Origin of the sequence: Nocardia sp. (assembly GCF_025465275.1) — a bacterium.
Lineage (GTDB): Bacteria > Actinomycetota > Actinomycetes > Mycobacteriales > Mycobacteriaceae > Nocardia.
In genome coordinates this window covers 34536-52757 of sequence record NZ_JAODNK010000084.1, presented here as the reverse complement: position 1 = coordinate 52757, position 18222 = coordinate 34536, and the positions used below count along the sequence as shown (strand labels likewise).

The window sequence follows — 18222 nt, the reverse complement described above, 5'->3', positions numbered from 1 at the left end:
GGCAGATCCGAGGGTGCGTCGAACCTCAGCTGCGTACCGGGGCGCGCAGCGTCTCCATCAGCAGCTGAGCGAAGGCGCCGGGTTCATCGGTGAAACCGCTGTGGCCGCCGGGGAATTCGGTGACCTCGATGCCGAGGCGGGTGGCGAGTTCGGCGGCCGGGCGCGCCGGAAGGTGGGTTCCGGTCTCGCGCCCGGAACCCAGCACGAGCCGATCGACAACACCGGCGAGCGCCGCGATATCCGGGATATACGAAGTGAATTGGCGCAGTTCGTGTTCCATCATGATCGGGGAATTGGCGTGCAGGCGAGCCATCATGGCAGCGACCCGGGGCGGCAGGTCCGCCGGTGCCGGCATCGGCTTCAAAGTGCCGCCGATCCCTGCCAGGAATCGCATACCGGCCGCAGCCAGACCCTCGGTGCGAAAGAGCGTGTAGACCTCCTCGACAAATTCACGCTGGGCCTCGGCATCGGGAAGGATGGCGAAGCAGGGCGGTTCGTGCGCGACCAGGCGGCGGATGCGTTCCGGGTGGCGGGCCAGCAGATCCAGGCCGACAATCGCCCCGCTGCTGCCGCCGAATACGTAGGCGGGCTCATCGGTGAGGTGCGCGATCAGCCGGTAGGCGTCATCGCTCTGCACCTCCACCCGCTGGTCCTGCGGTTCCGTGCTGTCGAGGGTGCTGTGGGAGTAGCCGCGCGGATCCAGGCAGGCCACGGTGAAGTGTTCGGCGAGCAGATCCGCGATCGGGTCGACTACTGCGGCATCGCCGCCGCCACCCGGAATCATCAACAGCAGTGGACCATCACCACGCACCTCGTAGTAGAGGTGCGCGCCGGGCACGCGGAGGGTATCGGATCTCAACGGTTCTCCTCGAGGGTCGGCCACTGCAGCAGGAGCAGGTGCAGGGCATCCAGAATGTGTGCCCACGAGGTATCGGTCTCGCGGGAGTGCGCGAAGCCGCCGCTCGTCTCGAGCGTGGCGAAGCCGTGAAAAGTGCTGCGCAATAGCCGACCTGCGTCGATGAGGTCGTCATCGTCGAGGTTGTAGGCGCGCAGCATGGCGGTCGTGAGTTCCACGCTGCGCAGGAGGCCAGGGGCGTCGGCGATCGCGGTGGGATCGACCCGGCTCTGGGTGGCCGCGTAGCGGCCCGGATACCGACCCGCGAAGTCGCGGTACGCATCAGCGAATGCGACGAGCGCATCCTTGCCCGCCCGTCCCGCGACGGCCGCCGCAATACTGTCGGTCATCTCGACGGCACCCAGCAGCGCGATACGCGTGCGCAGATCTTGCAGATTGCGCACATGCGAGTAGAGGCTCGGATCCTTTACGCCGAACTTCCTGGCGACAGCGGACAGCGTCACATTGTCGAACCCGACCTCGTCGGCGAGTTCGGCAGCGGCCCGGGTGATGCGATCAGCGGACAGGCCCGCACGGGGTGCCCTCGTAGCGCTCCTTCCTAAGAAGATTAGGTAATAACCTAATATACATAGGTTTGAAAAATCGGCAATTGGTCTCGAACGCGTCCACCTGGGCGGAAGCCGTTGACTTTCCTACCAGGAAAGTGGGAGTCTTACTTTCCTAGTAGGAAAGTAGGGAGTCATCATGGACAACACCGCACCCGACCAGGCCCGCGCCGCACTCGATGCGGCCGCCTCCGCTCAGCGCCGAGTGGCCGACGAGGTCGGCCTGCCCCGGGGTTATTGGTGGGCAATGGCAGCAGGGTGGTTGGTCCTCGGCGTGATCGGGGGTGTCGGGCCGGCCTGGCTCATCACGGTCGCCACCCTGGCCTTCGGGATGGGGCATTCGGCCCTCGCATCGCGACTGCTCGACAGACGGCGGCGCACAGATCAACTACAGGTCAGCGCATCCGTTGCCGGCCGCCGCACCCCGCTGGTCGTGATCGGCATGCTGCTCGGGCTCGTGGCGGTCACCATCGGTGTGGCGTTCGCGCTCGGTGCCGACGGAACCGATCATCCCGGCATCTGGGCGGGCGTATTCGTCGCGGCCGTCATCGGATTCGGCGGCCCGGAGATGCTGCGCGTCCTGCGCCGCTGGGCACGAGCATGACGGCTGCGCGCTTCGACGAGCTGATTCATCCGAGCACCCGGCTCACCCTCGTCGCAACACTGGCAGCCGCCGACTGGGCCGAGTTCGCCTTCCTCAAAGACCGCCTGGGACTGTCGGATTCGGCCTTGTCCAAACAACTCACGACGCTCGAAGAGGCCGGGTACGTGCTCACCGAACGGCGGCTCGACGGCGGCCGCCGCAAGGTGCGCGCGCAATTGACGAGTACCGGCCGCGACGCCTTCAACGGTCACATCGCGGCGCTGCAGGAAATTGTCGCCGGCGTCGCGCCGCCGGTAGAGGGTTAGAGACGTGCAGGGCGGACGCTCCGAACACCTCCCCACAGACCCCCGTGCGATATCTAAGGTGTGAGCGCGCGTTCGTCTATGCCCGGCACGAGAGATCGTTTGCCGAGTGAGGAGTCAGGTCATGCCCACTGCCGATATCGCGAGCCGGCGAAGTCTCCGGCGGCTCGCCGCGGTGGCGGCGGCCTGCACCACGGCTGGGATCGCGACCGGTACGGCACATGGCAATTCGCCGGTGATCGAGGCCGGGACGACGTACGTTGCGCTCGGTAGCTCGTATGCCGCGGGTCCGGCCCTCGAGCCGATAATCGACATCGATTGCCTGCGCTCCGGGGCCGACTACGCACACCTGGTTGCGGACCGCGGTGTCACCGGCCGTCACCTCGCACCGCAGATCGATGCCGTCACCCCGGACGCTCGCCTGGTCACGATCACCATAGGCGGGAACGACCTCGGATACGTCGGTGCGCTGACCACACTGAGCTGCCGAAATGCCCTCGGCCCCAGCGCCTGTGGCGGCGCGGCCACCCCGGCCACAGCCGCCGACCTGGACCGAGTGGAAAGCGCACTGGCCGAGGTGGTCGACACGGTCCGAGCCAAAGCCCCCGGCGCGACCGTGATGCTGGTCGACTACCTGCCGGTTCTCGACGCACGTGCCGAAACCTGTGCCACCGTGCCCCTCGCCCCGAACCAGGCAATTGCCTTGCGCTCCACATACATCGGGCTACTCGAAGCCACCCGACGCGCCGCCGACTCGACGGGCGCGACGTTGGTGCGCACCGGCGGAGACGAATCCCAGCACACCGCGTGCGGCCTGCAGCCCTGGGTCACCGGCTTCGAGCTACCGAATCCGATGGCAGGTAGGGGCGCCCCGTACCACCCCAATGCCTTCGGTATGGCCGCCGTCGCAGACTCGGTCGCCGCAGGTCTCAGCACCGATTTCGGTGAGCAGTAGCAGTTTTCGGCTACAGCGCCGCGAGGCAGGCCTGTGCGATCTGCACGTCCTGATCGGCGGTGCCGCCCGATACTCCCACCGCACCGATCGCCCGTCCGTCGGCATCGGTGATCGGCAGCCCGCCGCCGAAGGAGATCAGTCCGTCATTGCTCAATTCGATGCCGTAGATCGGCCCGTCCGGGCGCGACAGCGTTCCGAGGACAGCGGTCGGCATGCGGAAGAGGATGGCGGTCTTGGCTTTTCGCAGTGCGATGTCGATGGAGCCGAGCAGGGCGTCGTCCATGCGAGAGAAGTGCAGCAGATGCCCGGCCGCGTCGACCACGGCGATGTTCATGGGAGTGTCGATGGTTTCGGCAGCCTTGTGCCCGGCGGCGGCGAGGCGGGCTGCGGTGTCGAGCGTCAATGTCGTCATGGCACTGAGATTCGCGGTGCGCAGCGGCGAGAACCAGGGTGGTGTCGTACCTGGAGCAGGCGTTCCGGGGGATGGCAGCCCCAGGAACCGGGCGGCCGGAAAATGCGAGACTGGTCAGCGTGAGTGAGCTCGGCGACTTCCTGAAGGCCAAACGCGCGACCGTATCCCCGAAGGATGTCGGTCTGCCCGCCGTCGGGAATCCGCGCCGGGTCAAAGGACTGCGGCGCGAGGAAGTCGCGCTGCTGGCCGCGGTGAGCGTGGATCACTACACACGTCTCGAACAGGGCCGGGTCTCGGCGGCCTCGGACAACCTGCTGGCAGGCATAGCGCGAGCACTGCGGCTGACGGACGAGGAACACGAGTACCTGCGGATGCTGGTGCAGGCGCGGCCCACTCGGCGCGGCCGTTCCGAGCCGGAGGTGAGCAACGCTATGCGGGATCTCCTCGACGCCCTGCCCACTCCCGCACTGGTACTGGGCCCGCGCACCGACATCCTCGCGTGGAATGCCGCAGCCGCAGCACTGTTCGTCGACTTCGCCGAAATCCCGGCACACCAGCGCGCCCTGGTCCGCTTGGTGTTCCTCGAGCCCCGAATGCGCACCCTGTTCAAGAACTGGGAGCAGGTCGCGGCGGAAGCCGTGGACCGTTTGCGCATGACGGCCGCCCGCACACCCGGCGATCCGCGCCTCATGCAATTGGTGGGGGAGCTGTCCGTCCACGACCTCGACTTCCGCCGCTGGTGGGCCGGACACGGCGTGCGCACGATGGCGGGTGGCCGCAAATTGCTGCGGCATCCGGTGGTCGGCGATCTGGCACTCGATTGGCAAGTGCTGCAAGTTCTTTCGTCACCAGGTCAGACCCTGGTCACCTACACCGCACCCGCGGGTTCACCCAGTCACGAGGCGCTGCGCATCCTGGGTTCCTGGGCTGCCGTGCCCCCGGATCGCCGCAGCGAGCCGAAGCAGGCGGGCGAATTGCCCAGGACCGATTCCGAACAGTTGGCAGGCACCGATGAATCCGGGCCGGGCGTACCGTCTGAAGTGGTGTAAGCGTCGCCTGCCTGCCCATTGGGAGTAACCATGACCTCGACCACCCCCGTGACCACCGGCTTCCTGACCGTGCCCGACGGCCGCCTCTACTACGAAGTACGAGGCAGCGGCCCGCTGCTGGCTCTGGTCGGTGCGCCGATGGATTCGGGGCCGTTCGTCGCTGCCGCAGAATTGCTCGCCTCCGACTACACGGTGCTGACCCCGGACCCGCGCGGCCATGGCAAGAGCACCCTGAACGATCCGAACCAGGACTCGACCCCCGAGCTGCGCGCCGACGATCTGGCGCGCCTGATCACCAATCTCGATGCGGGCCCGGCCATTGTGATCGGCTCCAGCGGCGGCGCCGTCACCGGTCTCGCCCTGGCCCTGCTCCGTCCCGATCTGATGTCCACCCTGATCGCGCACGAGCCGCCGCTGCGTGAACTCCTCGACGATCGTGACGCACAGCGCGCCGAATCCGAGGACACCATTGCCACCTACAGCTCGGGTGATGCCGAAGGCGGAGTGCGAAAGTTCTTCGCCACCACCGGACTGTCCATGCCGGAGCCGGTCCTGCAGCAGATGTTCGCCAATCCGCGCGATCCCGAGGCCGTCGCGTCCGAAGCCTTCTTCTACAAGCACGAATTCCGGGGCACCGCAGGCTGGGAGCCCGACCTCGACGGCCTGCGCACGACGCCCACCCACCTTATTATCGGCATCGGCGACACCTCCACCGATCTGTTCTGCGACCACACGTCCCGCAAGCTCGGTGCGGCACTGGGTATCGAGCCGGAACTGTTCCCCGGCGGCCACGGCGGCTTCATGGAGGACCCGGAAGCCTTCGTCAAGCGTGTGCGAGAAGTATTGCGGGACAACTGAACACCCGGCGGCCAGGTCGAACGCCCGGCCGCATCTGCGCGCCTGAGGTACGAGATGCGGCCCGTCAGGTCGGCGGGACGACCCAGCGGGTGTACGTGTTTTCCGGATTGACGGTGATCACGTCGGCCACGTCGACGATTCCGTCGGGCACATCGCCGTCGAAGTGTTCGAGGTCGACTGTGATGACCGCATCGGCCTCGAGCTGGGACACCGCGTCGCGAAGCTGCTCCATCGGCTGGTCCGTCTCCGGTCCGAACACCAGCATTTTGCAGAGGTCATAGCCCAAACGTTTTGCGAGATGCTGTATTTGGGCGATATCCCACTGCTGGTGCGCGGCAGACACGTCATGGCGAAGGTATCCGATCGCCCCCGGTTGCTGTCGCATCTGCCCCTCCTTCCGCGAATCCGCCTCGGATATACATCTAAGCTATGGCACTCTCCGGCATCGCGCGCGGGAACTCCTGGGAGTCCCGGACAATTGCCCCGATCAGGGTTTCCCAGCCCCCGGCGCGGGTGCGGGGAACGCAACTACCTGCCCCGTGCGTTCCGATGCCTGGGGACCGCCCCAATTCTGGCCCACCACATACAGATACGGATTCTCGCCCCGGCTGAGCGCGCACGCGAATGCACCCCGGTCGAGCTCGACGGTGGCCAGCACCGCACCACCTTCCTCGACACGGACACAATGCCGGTTGCCCACATCGGCGTACCAGACCGCATTCTCGGCGTCGATGCAGATGCCGTCAGGATGGTCGCCAGGAGTTGCCGCCCACACCCGGCGATCGCCGAGACCGCCATCGGGCTCGATGTCGTAGGCGGTCAACCGCTCCGCATAGGATTCCGCGACGATCAGCGTCCGTCCGTCTGGCGTGATCGCCATTCCGTTCGGGAAGGCGAGGTTGTCGGCGACCTGCCGAACAACACCCTCCGCGGTGACCAGAACAACGAACCCCGGCGCGAATTCGTCTGCGGGGAAATTGAATCCGATGCTGTTGATGTAGGCATAACCCCGGTCATCGACCACAATGTCGTTCCACGGCTTCTCCGACACCGCGGACAGGTCGGCATGTCGAACGAGTGACCCGTCGGCGTCACGGCGCAGGAGCTGTCGCTGCGCCGAGTCCACGATCAGCAATTGCCCGTCGGGCAGAAAGTCGATGCACATCGGAAACGACGGAATCTTCACGATCACCTCGTGGCCGCCGTCCGGGCCGAGCGCGATCACTTCGTTCGCTCCCCAGTCGGAGAACCAGAGTTGTCCCTCGTGCCAGCGCGGAGACTCGCCGAACACGATTCCCTGCATTAGAATCTCGGGCTCATTCACGTCGCGACGTCCTTTCTCGGTCGGTAGTAATGGTGACGGCCCCCGCCTCGAAAACTCATCGTTCGACACGCCCTCACTTCGGCCACCCTCGGACTCGCGAAGTTCGCCTCCGAGGTCCAAGCCACCATCGACGCGGCGAAGGCGGGACGCAGAACGAGGCGGCCCCGCCGTCTGCCACCGGGGGACCGCCTCTACCGGGCACGATCAGGTCAGCCGAGCGGCAGCTCCAGATGCGAAAGTGCGCCCTCGGGTGAGCTGACGGTGATCGTCGAATCGGTCACGGCGGCCGTGGAGTAGAGCGGATCGAGGCCATCCACGACAAGCATCACCCGATGGCCGTCCGGTACGTCGTAGGCAGCCGCCTGCAGGTCCCAGGCAACAGTGGCCGGACCGTCCAAGGTGAGCGTATTCGGTTCGTGCGTAATGATTCTCGCGTCACCGTCCGGAGCGACATCGAGTAGGTAGGCGACCACGGTCGCCGACCTCTCACTGCTCGCGACGGTCAACTGCAACCGCGGGATCCCGCGGATTCGCCGGCCGACGCCGCCTTCGGAGGTCGACCACACCAGTGCATGACCACGGTCGATCTCATTGGTGTGGTAGATCTTCGGATTGCCGCCCCACTCCTCCTGTCCGGTCGTCATGATCGCATCCATGGCGACGACCTCGGGCTCCTTGCCGACCGTGAAGCCCCGCTCCCAGCCGGATACCGATTCCGCGCCGAGCCCGCCGTCACCGCTGCCATCCGCATCGGTAAGGGTCAGCACTTCAGTGCTGGTGGTGACTTCGGACCATGTTGCCGATTCCTCCCGCCGCGCGTGTTCGACAATGACGTTCTGCCCATTGCCGGAGGCGGACTTCGTGACGTACGTGAACATCACCTGATTGCTCACCTGCGGCCACTCGCGGACACCGTTTTCCTCACCCTTCAGATAATGATCCAGCCACGCATATGCCTCGCGCAAAGGCAGATTCGGACCGGCCAGGGACGGTGCGATCAGCCCCGGTCCCTCGGGGGCGGCATGATCGCCGATCCACATGTTCAGGCGTTTGGGCCCGCGGAGGTGGTTGAAGGTGGTGAGCACCTGATTGGCCGCGAACAGGCCCTCGTGCCAGGTGTTGGAGTAGAACGTCGGAATCTCACGGGCGTCCGGGCTCTGCGCGTAGTTCTCCGGCGCACGGAGGTTGCCCCATTCGACGACATCGTCCATATCGCGGCCCTCGGCGAACTTCGCCAGGATGTCCAACTCCTCCGGATCGAACTTGTCCGCCGGCTCGCCACCGGTCAGGCTGAGCAGCGCGGCAACGGCCTTGAGATGACGAGTGTCGTTCTCGTACAGACTTGATGCGAGGTTCCCCCACGTACTGAGTGCGACAACAACATCGACCCGATTATCGTTCGCGGCCACCAATTGCCCGATCCCGGAGCCATAGGACTCGCCCAGGAACGCGATTCCGCTGGGATTGAGCTTTTCAATGGCGAAGTCGAGCACACGCGAGCCATCCGACCAGTCCTTCGGTCCGGCGACATTCACCTTGCCCTCGGAGGTGCCGAACCACGGCAGCTCGCTGTACGGGGCTTTGGTCCAGCCGATTCCGCGCGGGGTATAGGCGAGCACGTGATAACCCCGGATCGCCAACGACAGATAGGCGTATTCGAACAGTGGCCACCCCACCGGCGTCCACCCGGCAGGCACCACAACCAGCGGTCGTGGCCCCGTCGCCACCTGCCGTAGCAGATGCGCCGAGAGCGCGAACCCCTCCTCGGTCCGGATCTGCGGAAATGTCGGGACGACAAAATTCAGCGCCTGGGCTACTACGTCACTCAATTCGCCGGGCAGCAGCCCGCGGCCGCTGCGATTCCGCAGCGCCTCCACCAGATTCGTGGCCAGTTGCACCGCTTCCGGCCGAACCCCGCCGTGCGCATCCCAGGCCCCCTCGCTAGCAATCCGCGAGACCTGTTCCGCCGTGATTCCGATCGTCGAATCTCCCTGTGACATCAGTACCGCCTAACCTTTCCTTGGTCGACACACTGCATGTCCAATCAGGCTGGCATGGAACAGAATCCGACACCGCTGCTTTGAATTACACTGACCCCCTTACGAACTCATGCTGGCGCAGTTCGTCATATGCGCCGCACAAACCGACCGCCCGGAGAGAGACGCTTGCGGTGGGGGAGGACGTCAGCCCCGTTTGTGCATGACAGCTCAACGCAAGCGCGACGACAGGGGCCTTCTGCAGACTCTGTTCATGAGCAAAACGGCAGCGCTGCAGACCGAAGAACCGACCACCGCAACCTTCGAGACCGCTTCGATTCAAGCACCCGGCGGTACCCGAATCGGCTACCGCCAAACCGGCACAGGCCCGGGCCTGGTCCTCATGCACGGCGCAATGATGACCTCGAAAGGGTTCGAATCGCTCGCCAAGATCCTGTCCGCAGACTTCACCGTCTACATCCCTGACCGCCGAGGTCGAGGCATGAGCGGCCCCTTCGGCCTCGACTACGGCATTCAGACCGAGATCGACGACCTCGGCGCCCTGCTGCAGCACACCGGTACACACAATGTGTTCGGACTCAGCGCAGGCGCAACAGTCGCCCTGCACGCGGCCCGTGCGCTGCCAGAGATCACGAAGCTCGCCCTCTACGACCCCCCACTCGCCGCCGCAGACGGCAAATCACCACTGGGCTGGCTGAGTCGCTACGAGCACGAAATGAATTACGGCAGAACAGCATCGGCATTCGTGACCGTTGTCAAGGCCACCGGCGACATCGGCGGCGTCGCCAGACTCCCCAGGTTCGTGCTGACGCCCATCATGGCGCTGATGTTGCGGCTGGACAAAGGAGAAGAGGACGAGGCGCCCATGCGCGATCTCCTTCCCACCGTCCGATACGACGTGGGAATGGTCGAAAGTGTGATCGCTGACAAGGAATTCAGCGAATTGCGCTGCGACACCCTGCTGATCGGCGGCGAGAACAGCATCGGCTATCTGCGGGCCGCCCAAGACGCCCTGGAGAAGCTGCTGCCGAACGTCCGCCGCGTCACGCTGTCCGACGTCGGTCACACGGCGGCATTGAACGGCGAAAAGCCGGAGCTCGTCGCCGCCGAGCTGCGCAACCTATTCCAGTGACAAACGAAAGGCCCGCCGCGAAAAGCGCAGCGGGCCTTCGTCGTTCCGGTCGGATCAGTGTGCGAAGGTGGCCGCGTTCTTGGCAAGATCCAGCAGCGGCTGCGGGAAGATACCGAGAACCAAGGTCGACGCCGCAGTCATCGCGATCACCGTGGTGGTGAGCGTGGGGGAGACGACGGTAGTCGAGGTGGTCGGCACATCGGTGAAGAACATCAGCACGATCACGCGGATGTAGAAGAAGGCCGCGATGGCACTGCTGATTACACCGACGATCACCAGCGTTGCCGCCTCCCCGGAGGATGCGGCTTCGAAGACCGCGAACTTGGCGATGAACCCGCTGGTCAGCGGAATTCCGGCGAAGGACAGCAGGAACAGCGAGAAGATGGACGCGAGCCACGGGGATCGCCGTCCCATCCCCGCCCAGGCCGAGAGAGACGTTGCCTCGTCACCGTTTTCGTCGCGCACCAGGCTCACGACGGCGAAGGCGCCGAGAGTTCCGAGCCCGTAGACCGCGAGGTAGAACAGCACCGAGGAGACGCCCGCCGTATTGGCGGCGACCAGGGCCGTGAGAATGAAACCGGCATGCGCCACCGACGAATACGCGAGCATGCGCTTCATATCCGTCTGAGTGATAGCGAAGACCGCGCCGACCACCATGGTGGCAATGGCGATGGCCGCGAGCACCGGCCGCCAATCGTTGCGCAGCCCCGGGACCGCCACGTAGAGCACCCGCAACATGGCACCGACAGCCGCGATTTTGGTTGCGGCAGCCATGAATCCGGTAATCGGAGTCGGGGCGCCCTGGTACACATCGGGAACCCAGGACTGGAACGGCACCGCACCGATCTTGAAGAGCAGCCCGACAGCCAGCATGCCCACACCCAGCACCGCCAGCGTGTGCGAAGAGCTGGTGTCGCGGGCCACCGCATCAGCAATCCCGGACAGCCGCACCGTCCCGGCATAGCCGTAGAGCAACGCCATTCCGTAGAGGAAGAAGGCCGATGAGAACGCGCCCAGCAGGAAGTACTTCAACGCCGCTTCCTGCGACAGCAACCGCTGCCGCCGCGCCAGTCCGCACAGCAGGTACAGCGGCAGCGACAGCACTTCCAGCGCCACGAACATCGTCAGCAGATCATTGGAGGCAGGGAAGAGCATGAGCCCGGCCACCGCGAAGAGCGTGAGCGGGAAAACCTCGGTGGTAGCGACTCCCGCTCGCGTAGCGGCGATTTCGTCGGAACTACCCGGCATGGCCGCCGCCTGCGGAGCAAAGGCATCCACCCCGCGTGAGGCGGTGAGACTCCAGGTGCCCGGCCCCTCCTTGCGCACCGGCTGCCGATCGGACCGACGCTCGGCAATGAACAGCAGCCCGAGGATCGACACCACCAGGATGGTGCCCTGCAGATAGAGCGTCACCCCGTCGATGGCGACCGCCCCGACCACCGCGGTCTCATTGGTGCCGCGCAGCCCGATCACCGCGCCGAGCGCGACACCCATGCCGCCGAGCCCGAGGATCAATTGGATCAGGTACCGGGATTGCCTGGGCGCGAACGCCTCCACCAGTACGCCCGCGACCGCGACTCCGAACACGATGAGCATCGGGGCGAGATCGCGATATTCGATGCTTGGAGCAGGAACGGACACAGTGGCGAGGATCAAGGGTGTAGCACTCACTTGTGAGCACCTCCGCTAGGTGTCTGTGCGGCCTCCGGCTTCACGGCCGGTGCCGGATCGTGCTGTCCGATGGTGTCGAGCGTGCGTGCCACCGCCGGATCGATGCGGTCCAGAACGGGTTTCGGGTACGCGCCGAGGAACAGCAGCGCCGCGATGAGCGGGACGACTACCACCATTTCCCGTGGCAGCAGGTCGTAGAGCCGCTCGTTGCCCTCCTTGACCGGCCCGGTCATCATCCGCTGGTACATCCACAGCACGTACAGCGCCGCGAGCACCAGCGCGCTGGCCGCCAATATCGCCGCCACCGGGTACCGCGTGAATGTGCCGATCAGCACCAGGAATTCACTGATGAACGGTGCGAGCCCCGGCATCGAGAGCGTCGCCAGTCCGGAGATGAAGAAGGTGCCCGCCAGAATCGGCGCAACCTTCTGCACCCCGCCGTACGCGGCAATGAGCCGGCTTCCCCTGCGCGACACCAGGAATCCCGCAATGAGGAACAGCGCCGCAGTCGAGATCCCGTGATTGACCATGTACAGCGTCGCCCCGGTCCCGCCCTGCGTGGTGAGCGCGAAGATGCCGAGAATGATGAAGCCGAAATGCGAGATCGAGGTGTAGGCGATGAGCCGCATGACATCGGTCTGCCCGATGGCCAGTAGCGCCCCGTAAATAATGCCGATCACCGCGAGCACACTGATGAAAGGCGCGTAAGTCGCTGTGGCGGAGGGGAACAGCAGCAGGCAGTAGCGCAGCATGCCGAAGGTCCCGACCTTGTCGACAACCGCCATCATGAGCACCGCACTGGAGGGCGTTGCGGCCACGGCCGCATCCGGCAACCACGTGTGCAATGGCCACAGGGGCGCTTTCACCGCGAAGGCGAACATGAATCCGAGGAACAGCGCGTTGAGCACCGCAGGCGTCGCGCCCAGCTGCCCCGAGTTGGCGGCGTGCATCACGGCCCGGAAATCGAAGGTCCCGGCCCCGTTCGTCCCGAGCTTCTCCCGTGCGGTCAGCACATACAGCCCGATGACCGCCGCCAGCATGATGAGCCCGCCGAACAGGTTGTACAGCAGGAACTTCACCGCCGCCCGCGACCGCTGGGCCCGCATACCCGGATCCCCGCTGCGTGGCCCGAACCCGCCGATGAGGAAGTACATCGGGATGAGCATGACCTCGAAGAACACGTAGAACAGCAGAATGTCCAAGGCGGTGAACGAGATCAGCACCATGGCTTCCACGACGAGCATGAGCGCCACGTAGTAGTGCGCGACGCGCGGACCATTGCCGACCTCCCGCTCGTCCTGCCAGCCGGCCAGGATGAGCAGCGGCATGAGCCCCGCGGTGAGCAGCACCAGCACCAGTGCGATGCCGTCGATGCCGAGCGTGTATCCGGCCCCGAAGGCCGGAATCCACTCCCGCGCTTCCACGAATTGATACTGCGCCCCACCGGTTTTGAACTGCGTAGCCAGCCAGATGGCAATCCCGAGCGTCCCCAGCGACACCAGCAGCGCGAAGATTCGCGCCCCACTGCGCCAGGCGGACGGGAAGAACAGTACGAGCGCGGCCCCCACCATGGGCACCGCCCACAGCATTGTCAGCCAGGGAAAGTCACTCAAAACAACCTCACCGCCAGCAGGGCGGCGGCCACCAGTGCCGCGCCGGTGAACATGGACAGGGCGTACGAGCGCACGAAACCGGTTTGCAGCCGCCGGACTCGGCCGGACAGCCCGCCGATCATGGCGGCGGTGGTATTGACCAGGCCGTCGATACCGCGATTGTCGACGAAGACCAGCGAACGGGTCAGATGCTGACCGGGTCGCATGAACGCACCTTCGTTGAACGCGTCACCGTAGAGGTCGCGGCGGGCCGCCTGGGTGAGAGCCGTTCCCTCCGGGGCGATTTCCGGAATCGGATGGGACGCGTACTGGTCGTAGGCCACCCACGCGCCCGCGGCCACCACGGCCAAGGCGAAGAAGGTGATCGCCCACACGGGGATGATCGGCTCACCATGATGCGTGCCGACCACTGGCGCCAGCCAATTCTGCAGCGAGGAACCGTAAGCCAGCAACGCGCCGGAGGTGACGGAACCGATCGCCAGCAGAATCATCGGACCGGTCATGGAGGCGGGCGACTCGTGCGGCTGCACACCTTCCTTCCAGCGCTTCTCACCGAAGAAGGTGAGCAGCATGACCCGTGTCATGTAGAACGCGGTGATGCCCGCACCGGCCAGCGCCGCGAGTCCAGTGATGATGCCACCGGCTCCGCCGTGCGTGAACGCGGCTTCGATAATCCGGTCCTTGGACCAGAACCCCGCGAAGGGCGGCACCCCGAGGATGGCGAGGTACCCGAGTCCGAAAGTGACGTAGGTGATCGGCAGCAGCTTGCGCAGCCCGCCGTACCGCCGCATATCGGTCTCGTCGTCCATGGCGTGCATGACCGAACCCGCACCGAGGAACAGTCCGGCCTTGAAGAACCCGTGCGTCAGCAAATGCATGATGGCCGCGGCATATCCGACCGGGCCGAGCCCCGCCGCCAGGATCATGTAGCCGATCTGACTCATCGTCGAGGCGGCGAGCGCCTTCTTGATGTCGTCCTTGGCGCAGCCGATGATCGCGCCGTAGAGCAGCGTGATCGCACCGACCGCCATGACCGCGGCCTGTGCGCCGGGTGCCAGATCGAAGATCGGGTTCGAGCGCGCGATCAAATACACACCGGCGGTGACCATGGTCGCCGCGTGGATGAGCGCCGACACCGGAGTCGGGCCTTCCATCGCATCCCCGAGCCAGGCCTGCAGCGGCACCTGTGCCGACTTACCGCACGCGCCGAGCAGCAGGAGAAGCCCGATGGCAGTGAGGGTTCCACTGCTCGCCTGGCTCGCCGCCCCGAACACCGTCCGGAAGTCGATGCTGCCGAACGTCGCGAACATGATCATGAGCGCGATCGCCAGACCCATATCACCGACCCGGTTGACCACGAACGCCTTCTTGGCAGCCGTTGCGGCAGAAGGCTTGTGGTACCAGAACCCGATCAGCAGATAGGACGCCAGACCCACACCTTCCCAGCCGAGGTACAGCACCAGGAAGTTGTCCGCGAGAACCAGCACCAGCATGGCCGCCAGGAACAGATTGAGGTAGGCGAAGAACCGCCGCCGTCCCTCATCGTGGGCCATATAGCCGATCGAATAGATGTGGATCAGCGACCCGACGCCGGTGATCAGCAGCGCGAAGCACATCGACAGCTGATCCAATTGCAGTGCAGCATCAACCTTGAACCCGGTGACCGGCACCCAGCTGAACAGGTTGTAGTGCACGGCGCGAGCGGAATCGGGCCGGTCCAGCATGGCCGAGAACGCCCATGCCGCAATACCGAAGGATCCGAGCGCCAGCGCGGCGCCGACCCAGTGTCCCCACTTATCGCTGACTCGTCCCAGCAGCAGCAGGAATACGGCGCCGCCGAGGGGCAGCGCCGGCAGCAGCCACAGCATCATCTGTGCGGTAGTCATATCAGTACCGCAGCAGACTTGCGTCGTCGACCGAGGTCGAGCGGCGGGCACGGAAGATGGTCATGATGATGGCCAGGCCGACCACGACCTCGGCGGCCGCGACCACCATGGTGAAGAAGGCGAACACCTGCCCGTCCAGATTGGCGTGCAGCCGGGCGAAGGTGACAAACGCCAGGTTCACCGCATTGAGCATGAGCTCGATGCACATGAATACGACGATCGCATTGCGCCGCACCAGCACTCCGGCCGCGCCGATCGTGAAGAGCAGGGCGGAGAGATACAGATAGTTGTCCGGGTTCACCGCAAGCCTTCCTCTGATGAGTCGTCGCCGCTACCACTGCCGACCGTGCGCACCACCGCTTCCTCATGGGCGCGGTTGCGGCGATGCCGCAGAATGGAACTGACCGACAGCTCCTCGAAGGAGCCGTCCGGCAATCGCGCCGGTGCGTCGACGGCATTGTGGCGGGCGTACACGCCGGGCGTCGGCAGCGGTGTGACCCGCGTGCCTTCCCGGAACCGCTGTTTGGACAGTTCACGCTGATCGGTGCGCGGGCCGAATTTCTCCCGGTGCGCGAGCACCATGGCGCCGAGGGTGGCGGTGATGAGCAGCGCGCCGGTCAGTTCGAACGCCCACACGTAGCGCACGAAGATGAGTTCTGCGAGCGCCCCGATGGTGTCCTTACCGCCCAGCCCAGGGCCGGTAGCGGCGACGCTGGTGGACTTCATGCCGCGCGCGAGGGCCGCAATGATCAGCATGCCGAACCCGACACCGACGACGATCACCGCGATGCGCTGCCCGCGCAAGGTCTCTCGTAATGACTCCTGCGAGTCGACGCCGACCAGCATCAGCACGAACAGGAAAAGCATCATGACCGCGCCGGTGTAGACGACGATCTGCACGATGCCCAGGAACAGCGCGCTCTGGGCGATATAGAAGGCCGAGAGCGTAATCATGGTGGCCGCCAAGCAGAGCGCGGAGTGCACGGCCTTGCGTGCGCACACCATGCCCAGCGCGCCGACCACCGCGACCACGGCCAGAATCCAGAACTGCACGGCCTCACCGGTGGAGGTGTGCGTGATCAGTTGCTGTGCCGGTTGGGCGTAGAGGCCGCCGTTCATCGCTTCGCCCCTCCTTCGACTCCCGCGAGTTCGGTTGCCGCGCCGGGGACTTCACCGCGGTAGTAGGTGCCCTCGTCCGCGCCCGGATACATGGCGTGCGGTGCGGGCTGCATCCCCGGTGCCATGGGTGCGAGCAGGTCCCGCTTCTCGAGGATCAGATCGGCGCGATTGTCATCGGCCATCTCGTATTCGTTGGTCATGGTCAGCGCCCGGGTCGGGCAGGCCTCGATGCACAGACCGCAGCCGATGCAGCGCAGGTAATTGATCTGATAGACCTCGCCGTAGCGTTCACCGGGTGAGAAGCGCGCCTCCTCGGTGTTGTCCGCGCCCTCCACGTAGATGGCGTCGGCCGGACAGGCCCAGGCGCACAGCTCGCAGCCGATGCACTTCTCCAGCCCGTCCGGATGCCGATTGAGCTGGTGCCTACCGTGGTAGCGCGGCGCCGTCGGCGTCTTGACCTCCGGGTACATCTCGGTGTTCGGCTTCTTGAACATGGTGGCCGCGGTGACGTAGAACCCGCCGAGGGGTTCCAGCAGACCGGATTTCGGTGTCGGGGCCATCGGCTCGGCCGGCATGGGCGGCACCGGGAAGTCCGAATACATCCGGGTCGCATCAGCATCCGGTGCGGCCTTGGAGCGATCGTCACCCGCATGCCCGGCGCGCAGCACCATGCCGATCATCACTCCGGCGACCACGAGGCCGCCGATGACCATGCCCGGCGTCTGGACGTGAATGCCCTCGTTCTGCAGTGCCCGCAGCGTCGCCACGAACATGACCCAGGCCAGCGAGACCGGAATCAGCAGCTTCCAGCCGAGATTCATGAATTGGTCGTAGCGCAGTCGCGGCAGCGTGCCGCGCAACCAGATGAAGACGAACAGGAACGTCCACACCTTGGCGACGAACCAGATCATGGGCCACCAGCCGTGGTTGGCGCCCGCCCACAGGCTGATCGGGAACGGTGCGTGCCAGCCACCGAAGAACAGCGTGGTGGCCAGCGCGGAAACCGTTGCCATATTGATGTATTCGGCCATCATGAACATGGCGAACTTCAGCGAGGAGTACTCGGTGTGGAAACCGCCGACCAGCTCGCCCTCGGCCTCGGGCAGGTCGAAGGGCGCGCGGTTGGTCTCGCCGACCATGGACACCGCGTAGATGAGGAACGACGGCAGCAGTAGGAAGACGTACCAGGTGCCGAACTGCGCCCGCACGATGTCCGAGGTGGCCATACTGCCCGAGAGCAGGAAGACCGCCGCGAAACACAGCGCCATGGCGATCTCGTAGGAGATGACCTGTGCGGTGGAGCGCAGCCCGCCCAGCAGTGGGTAGGTGGAGCCGGAAGACCAGCCCGCCAGCACGATTCCGTACACGCCCACCGAGGCCATTGCCAGGATGTAGAGCACACCCACCGGCATATCCGTCAGCTGCAACGGCGTGCGGTGCCCGAACATGGAGACCTCGGGACCGAACGGAATCACCGCGAACGCCATCACGGCCGGAATCAGCGCAATGACCGGCGCCAGAACGAAGATGGGCTTGTCCACGATGGTCGGGATGATGTCCTCTTTGAGGAGCATCTTCACGCCGTCGGCAATGGACTGCAGACTCCCGCGCGGGCCGACCCGATTGGGGCCGACGCGCATCTGCATGAACGCCACGATCTTTCGCTCCGCGTACACCGCCAGCATCGGGATGAGCAGCAGGAAGATGAAGATGCCGACGGATTTGATCAGCACCAGCCACCACGGATCGTGGCCGAACACGGCCGTCAGGTCAGGCCCGGAGGCGCCGCTCCACCCCCCAGTGCTTGCCTGCGTCACCACGGAGGGCCCCCTGACGGCC

The 18222-nt window shown here is 65.4% G+C and carries 18 protein-coding genes; 6 read left to right on the top strand and 12 right to left on the bottom strand.

The window, feature by feature from the left end:
• Positions 1-25: 25 nt before the first annotated feature.
• Together JWN03_RS20165 and JWN03_RS20160 are read right to left on the bottom strand one after the other, a co-directional pair.
• The gene (locus JWN03_RS20165; RefSeq protein WP_297617131.1) at positions 26-859 is read right to left on the bottom strand and encodes an alpha/beta fold hydrolase; all 834 of its coding nucleotides are present in this window, start codon (positions 857-859) and stop codon (positions 26-28) included.
• On the bottom strand, positions 856-1407 hold the full coding sequence (locus JWN03_RS20160; protein WP_366914453.1) for a TetR/AcrR family transcriptional regulator: 552 nt from the start codon (positions 1405-1407) through the stop codon (positions 856-858). The genes JWN03_RS20165 and JWN03_RS20160 overlap by 4 nt, the downstream gene beginning before the upstream one ends.
• Positions 1408-1600: 193 nt before the next feature.
• Here JWN03_RS20160 and JWN03_RS20155 point away from each other — a divergent pair, with 193 nt between their 5' ends.
• From JWN03_RS20155 to JWN03_RS20145, 3 genes are all read left to right on the top strand, one after another.
• Positions 1601-2065, top strand: a complete 465-nt coding sequence (locus JWN03_RS20155) for a hypothetical protein (protein ID WP_297617128.1) — start codon at positions 1601-1603, stop codon at positions 2063-2065.
• Positions 2062-2370 carry a winged helix-turn-helix domain-containing protein gene (locus tag JWN03_RS20150; protein WP_297617124.1) on the top strand — a complete coding sequence of 103 codons (309 nt, stop codon included), beginning with the start codon at positions 2062-2064 and terminating at the stop codon, positions 2368-2370. Before JWN03_RS20155 ends, JWN03_RS20150 begins: the two co-directional genes overlap by 4 nt.
• Before the next feature lie 121 nt (positions 2371-2491).
• A complete protein-coding gene (locus tag JWN03_RS20145; protein ID WP_297617121.1) occupies positions 2492-3322 on the top strand; it encodes an SGNH/GDSL hydrolase family protein in 831 nt (276 codons plus the stop codon).
• 10 nt (positions 3323-3332) lie between these two features.
• Here JWN03_RS20145 and JWN03_RS20140 read toward each other — a convergent pair whose 3' ends face one another.
• The gene (locus tag JWN03_RS20140; RefSeq protein WP_297617118.1) at positions 3333-3734 is read right to left on the bottom strand and encodes a GlcG/HbpS family heme-binding protein; all 402 of its coding nucleotides are present in this window, start codon (positions 3732-3734) and stop codon (positions 3333-3335) included.
• Between the two features lie 119 nt (positions 3735-3853).
• Here JWN03_RS20140 and JWN03_RS20135 point away from each other — a divergent pair, with 119 nt between their 5' ends.
• Together JWN03_RS20135 and JWN03_RS20130 are read left to right on the top strand one after the other, a co-directional pair.
• A complete protein-coding gene (locus tag JWN03_RS20135; protein ID WP_297617115.1) occupies positions 3854-4783 on the top strand; it encodes a helix-turn-helix domain-containing protein in 930 nt (309 codons plus the stop codon).
• Positions 4784-4813: 30 nt separating this feature from the next.
• Positions 4814-5641: an alpha/beta fold hydrolase gene (locus JWN03_RS20130; RefSeq protein WP_297617112.1), complete on the top strand. Its 828-nt coding sequence runs from the start codon at positions 4814-4816 to the stop codon at positions 5639-5641.
• Positions 5642-5705: 64 nt separating this feature from the next.
• Here the strand turns inward: JWN03_RS20130 and JWN03_RS20125 are convergent, their stop codons facing one another.
• From JWN03_RS20125 to JWN03_RS20115, 3 genes are all read right to left on the bottom strand, one after another.
• Entirely contained in the window at positions 5706-6026 is a 321-nt protein-coding gene (locus tag JWN03_RS20125) for a hypothetical protein (RefSeq protein WP_297617110.1), read from the bottom strand.
• A gap of 102 nt (positions 6027-6128) precedes the next feature.
• Positions 6129-6944, bottom strand: a complete 816-nt coding sequence (locus JWN03_RS20120) for an SMP-30/gluconolactonase/LRE family protein (RefSeq protein WP_297617107.1) — start codon at positions 6942-6944, stop codon at positions 6129-6131.
• A gap of 230 nt (positions 6945-7174) precedes the next feature.
• A complete protein-coding gene (locus JWN03_RS20115; RefSeq protein WP_297617104.1) occupies positions 7175-8965 on the bottom strand; it encodes a CocE/NonD family hydrolase C-terminal non-catalytic domain-containing protein in 1791 nt (596 codons plus the stop codon).
• Between the two features lie 250 nt (positions 8966-9215).
• Between JWN03_RS20115 and JWN03_RS20110 the strand changes: the two genes are divergently transcribed.
• Entirely contained in the window at positions 9216-10094 is an 879-nt protein-coding gene (locus JWN03_RS20110) for an alpha/beta fold hydrolase (RefSeq protein ID WP_297617101.1), read from the top strand.
• Positions 10095-10148: 54 nt separating this feature from the next.
• Here the strand turns inward: JWN03_RS20110 and nuoN are convergent, their stop codons facing one another.
• Genes nuoN through nuoH form a run of 6 tightly spaced genes read right to left on the bottom strand, consistent with a single transcriptional unit; the run spans position 10149 to position 18152 of the window.
• Complete coding sequence (nuoN, locus tag JWN03_RS20105) at positions 10149-11765, bottom strand: NADH-quinone oxidoreductase subunit NuoN (RefSeq protein WP_297617098.1); 1617 nt, start codon at positions 11763-11765, stop codon at positions 10149-10151.
• A complete protein-coding gene (locus JWN03_RS20100) occupies positions 11762-13378 on the bottom strand; it encodes an NADH-quinone oxidoreductase subunit M (protein ID WP_297617095.1) in 1617 nt (538 codons plus the stop codon). The genes nuoN and JWN03_RS20100 overlap by 4 nt, the downstream gene beginning before the upstream one ends.
• Complete coding sequence (nuoL, locus tag JWN03_RS20095; protein ID WP_297617198.1) at positions 13375-15246, bottom strand: NADH-quinone oxidoreductase subunit L; 1872 nt, start codon at positions 15244-15246, stop codon at positions 13375-13377. The genes JWN03_RS20100 and nuoL overlap by 4 nt, the downstream gene beginning before the upstream one ends.
• A gap of 19 nt (positions 15247-15265) precedes the next feature.
• Positions 15266-15565, bottom strand: coding sequence for an NADH-quinone oxidoreductase subunit NuoK (gene nuoK / locus JWN03_RS20090; RefSeq protein WP_297617092.1), 300 nt, complete (start codon positions 15563-15565; stop codon positions 15266-15268).
• Positions 15562-16383, bottom strand: a complete 822-nt coding sequence (locus JWN03_RS20085) for an NADH-quinone oxidoreductase subunit J (RefSeq protein WP_297617089.1) — start codon at positions 16381-16383, stop codon at positions 15562-15564. Before JWN03_RS20085 ends, nuoK begins: the two co-directional genes overlap by 4 nt.
• Positions 16380-18152 (bottom strand): NADH-quinone oxidoreductase subunit NuoH, encoded by a 1773-nt coding sequence (gene nuoH / locus JWN03_RS20075; protein ID WP_441343031.1) that lies wholly within the window; start codon positions 18150-18152, stop codon positions 16380-16382. Before nuoH ends, JWN03_RS20085 begins: the two co-directional genes overlap by 4 nt.
• Positions 18153-18222: the final 70 nt, after the last annotated feature.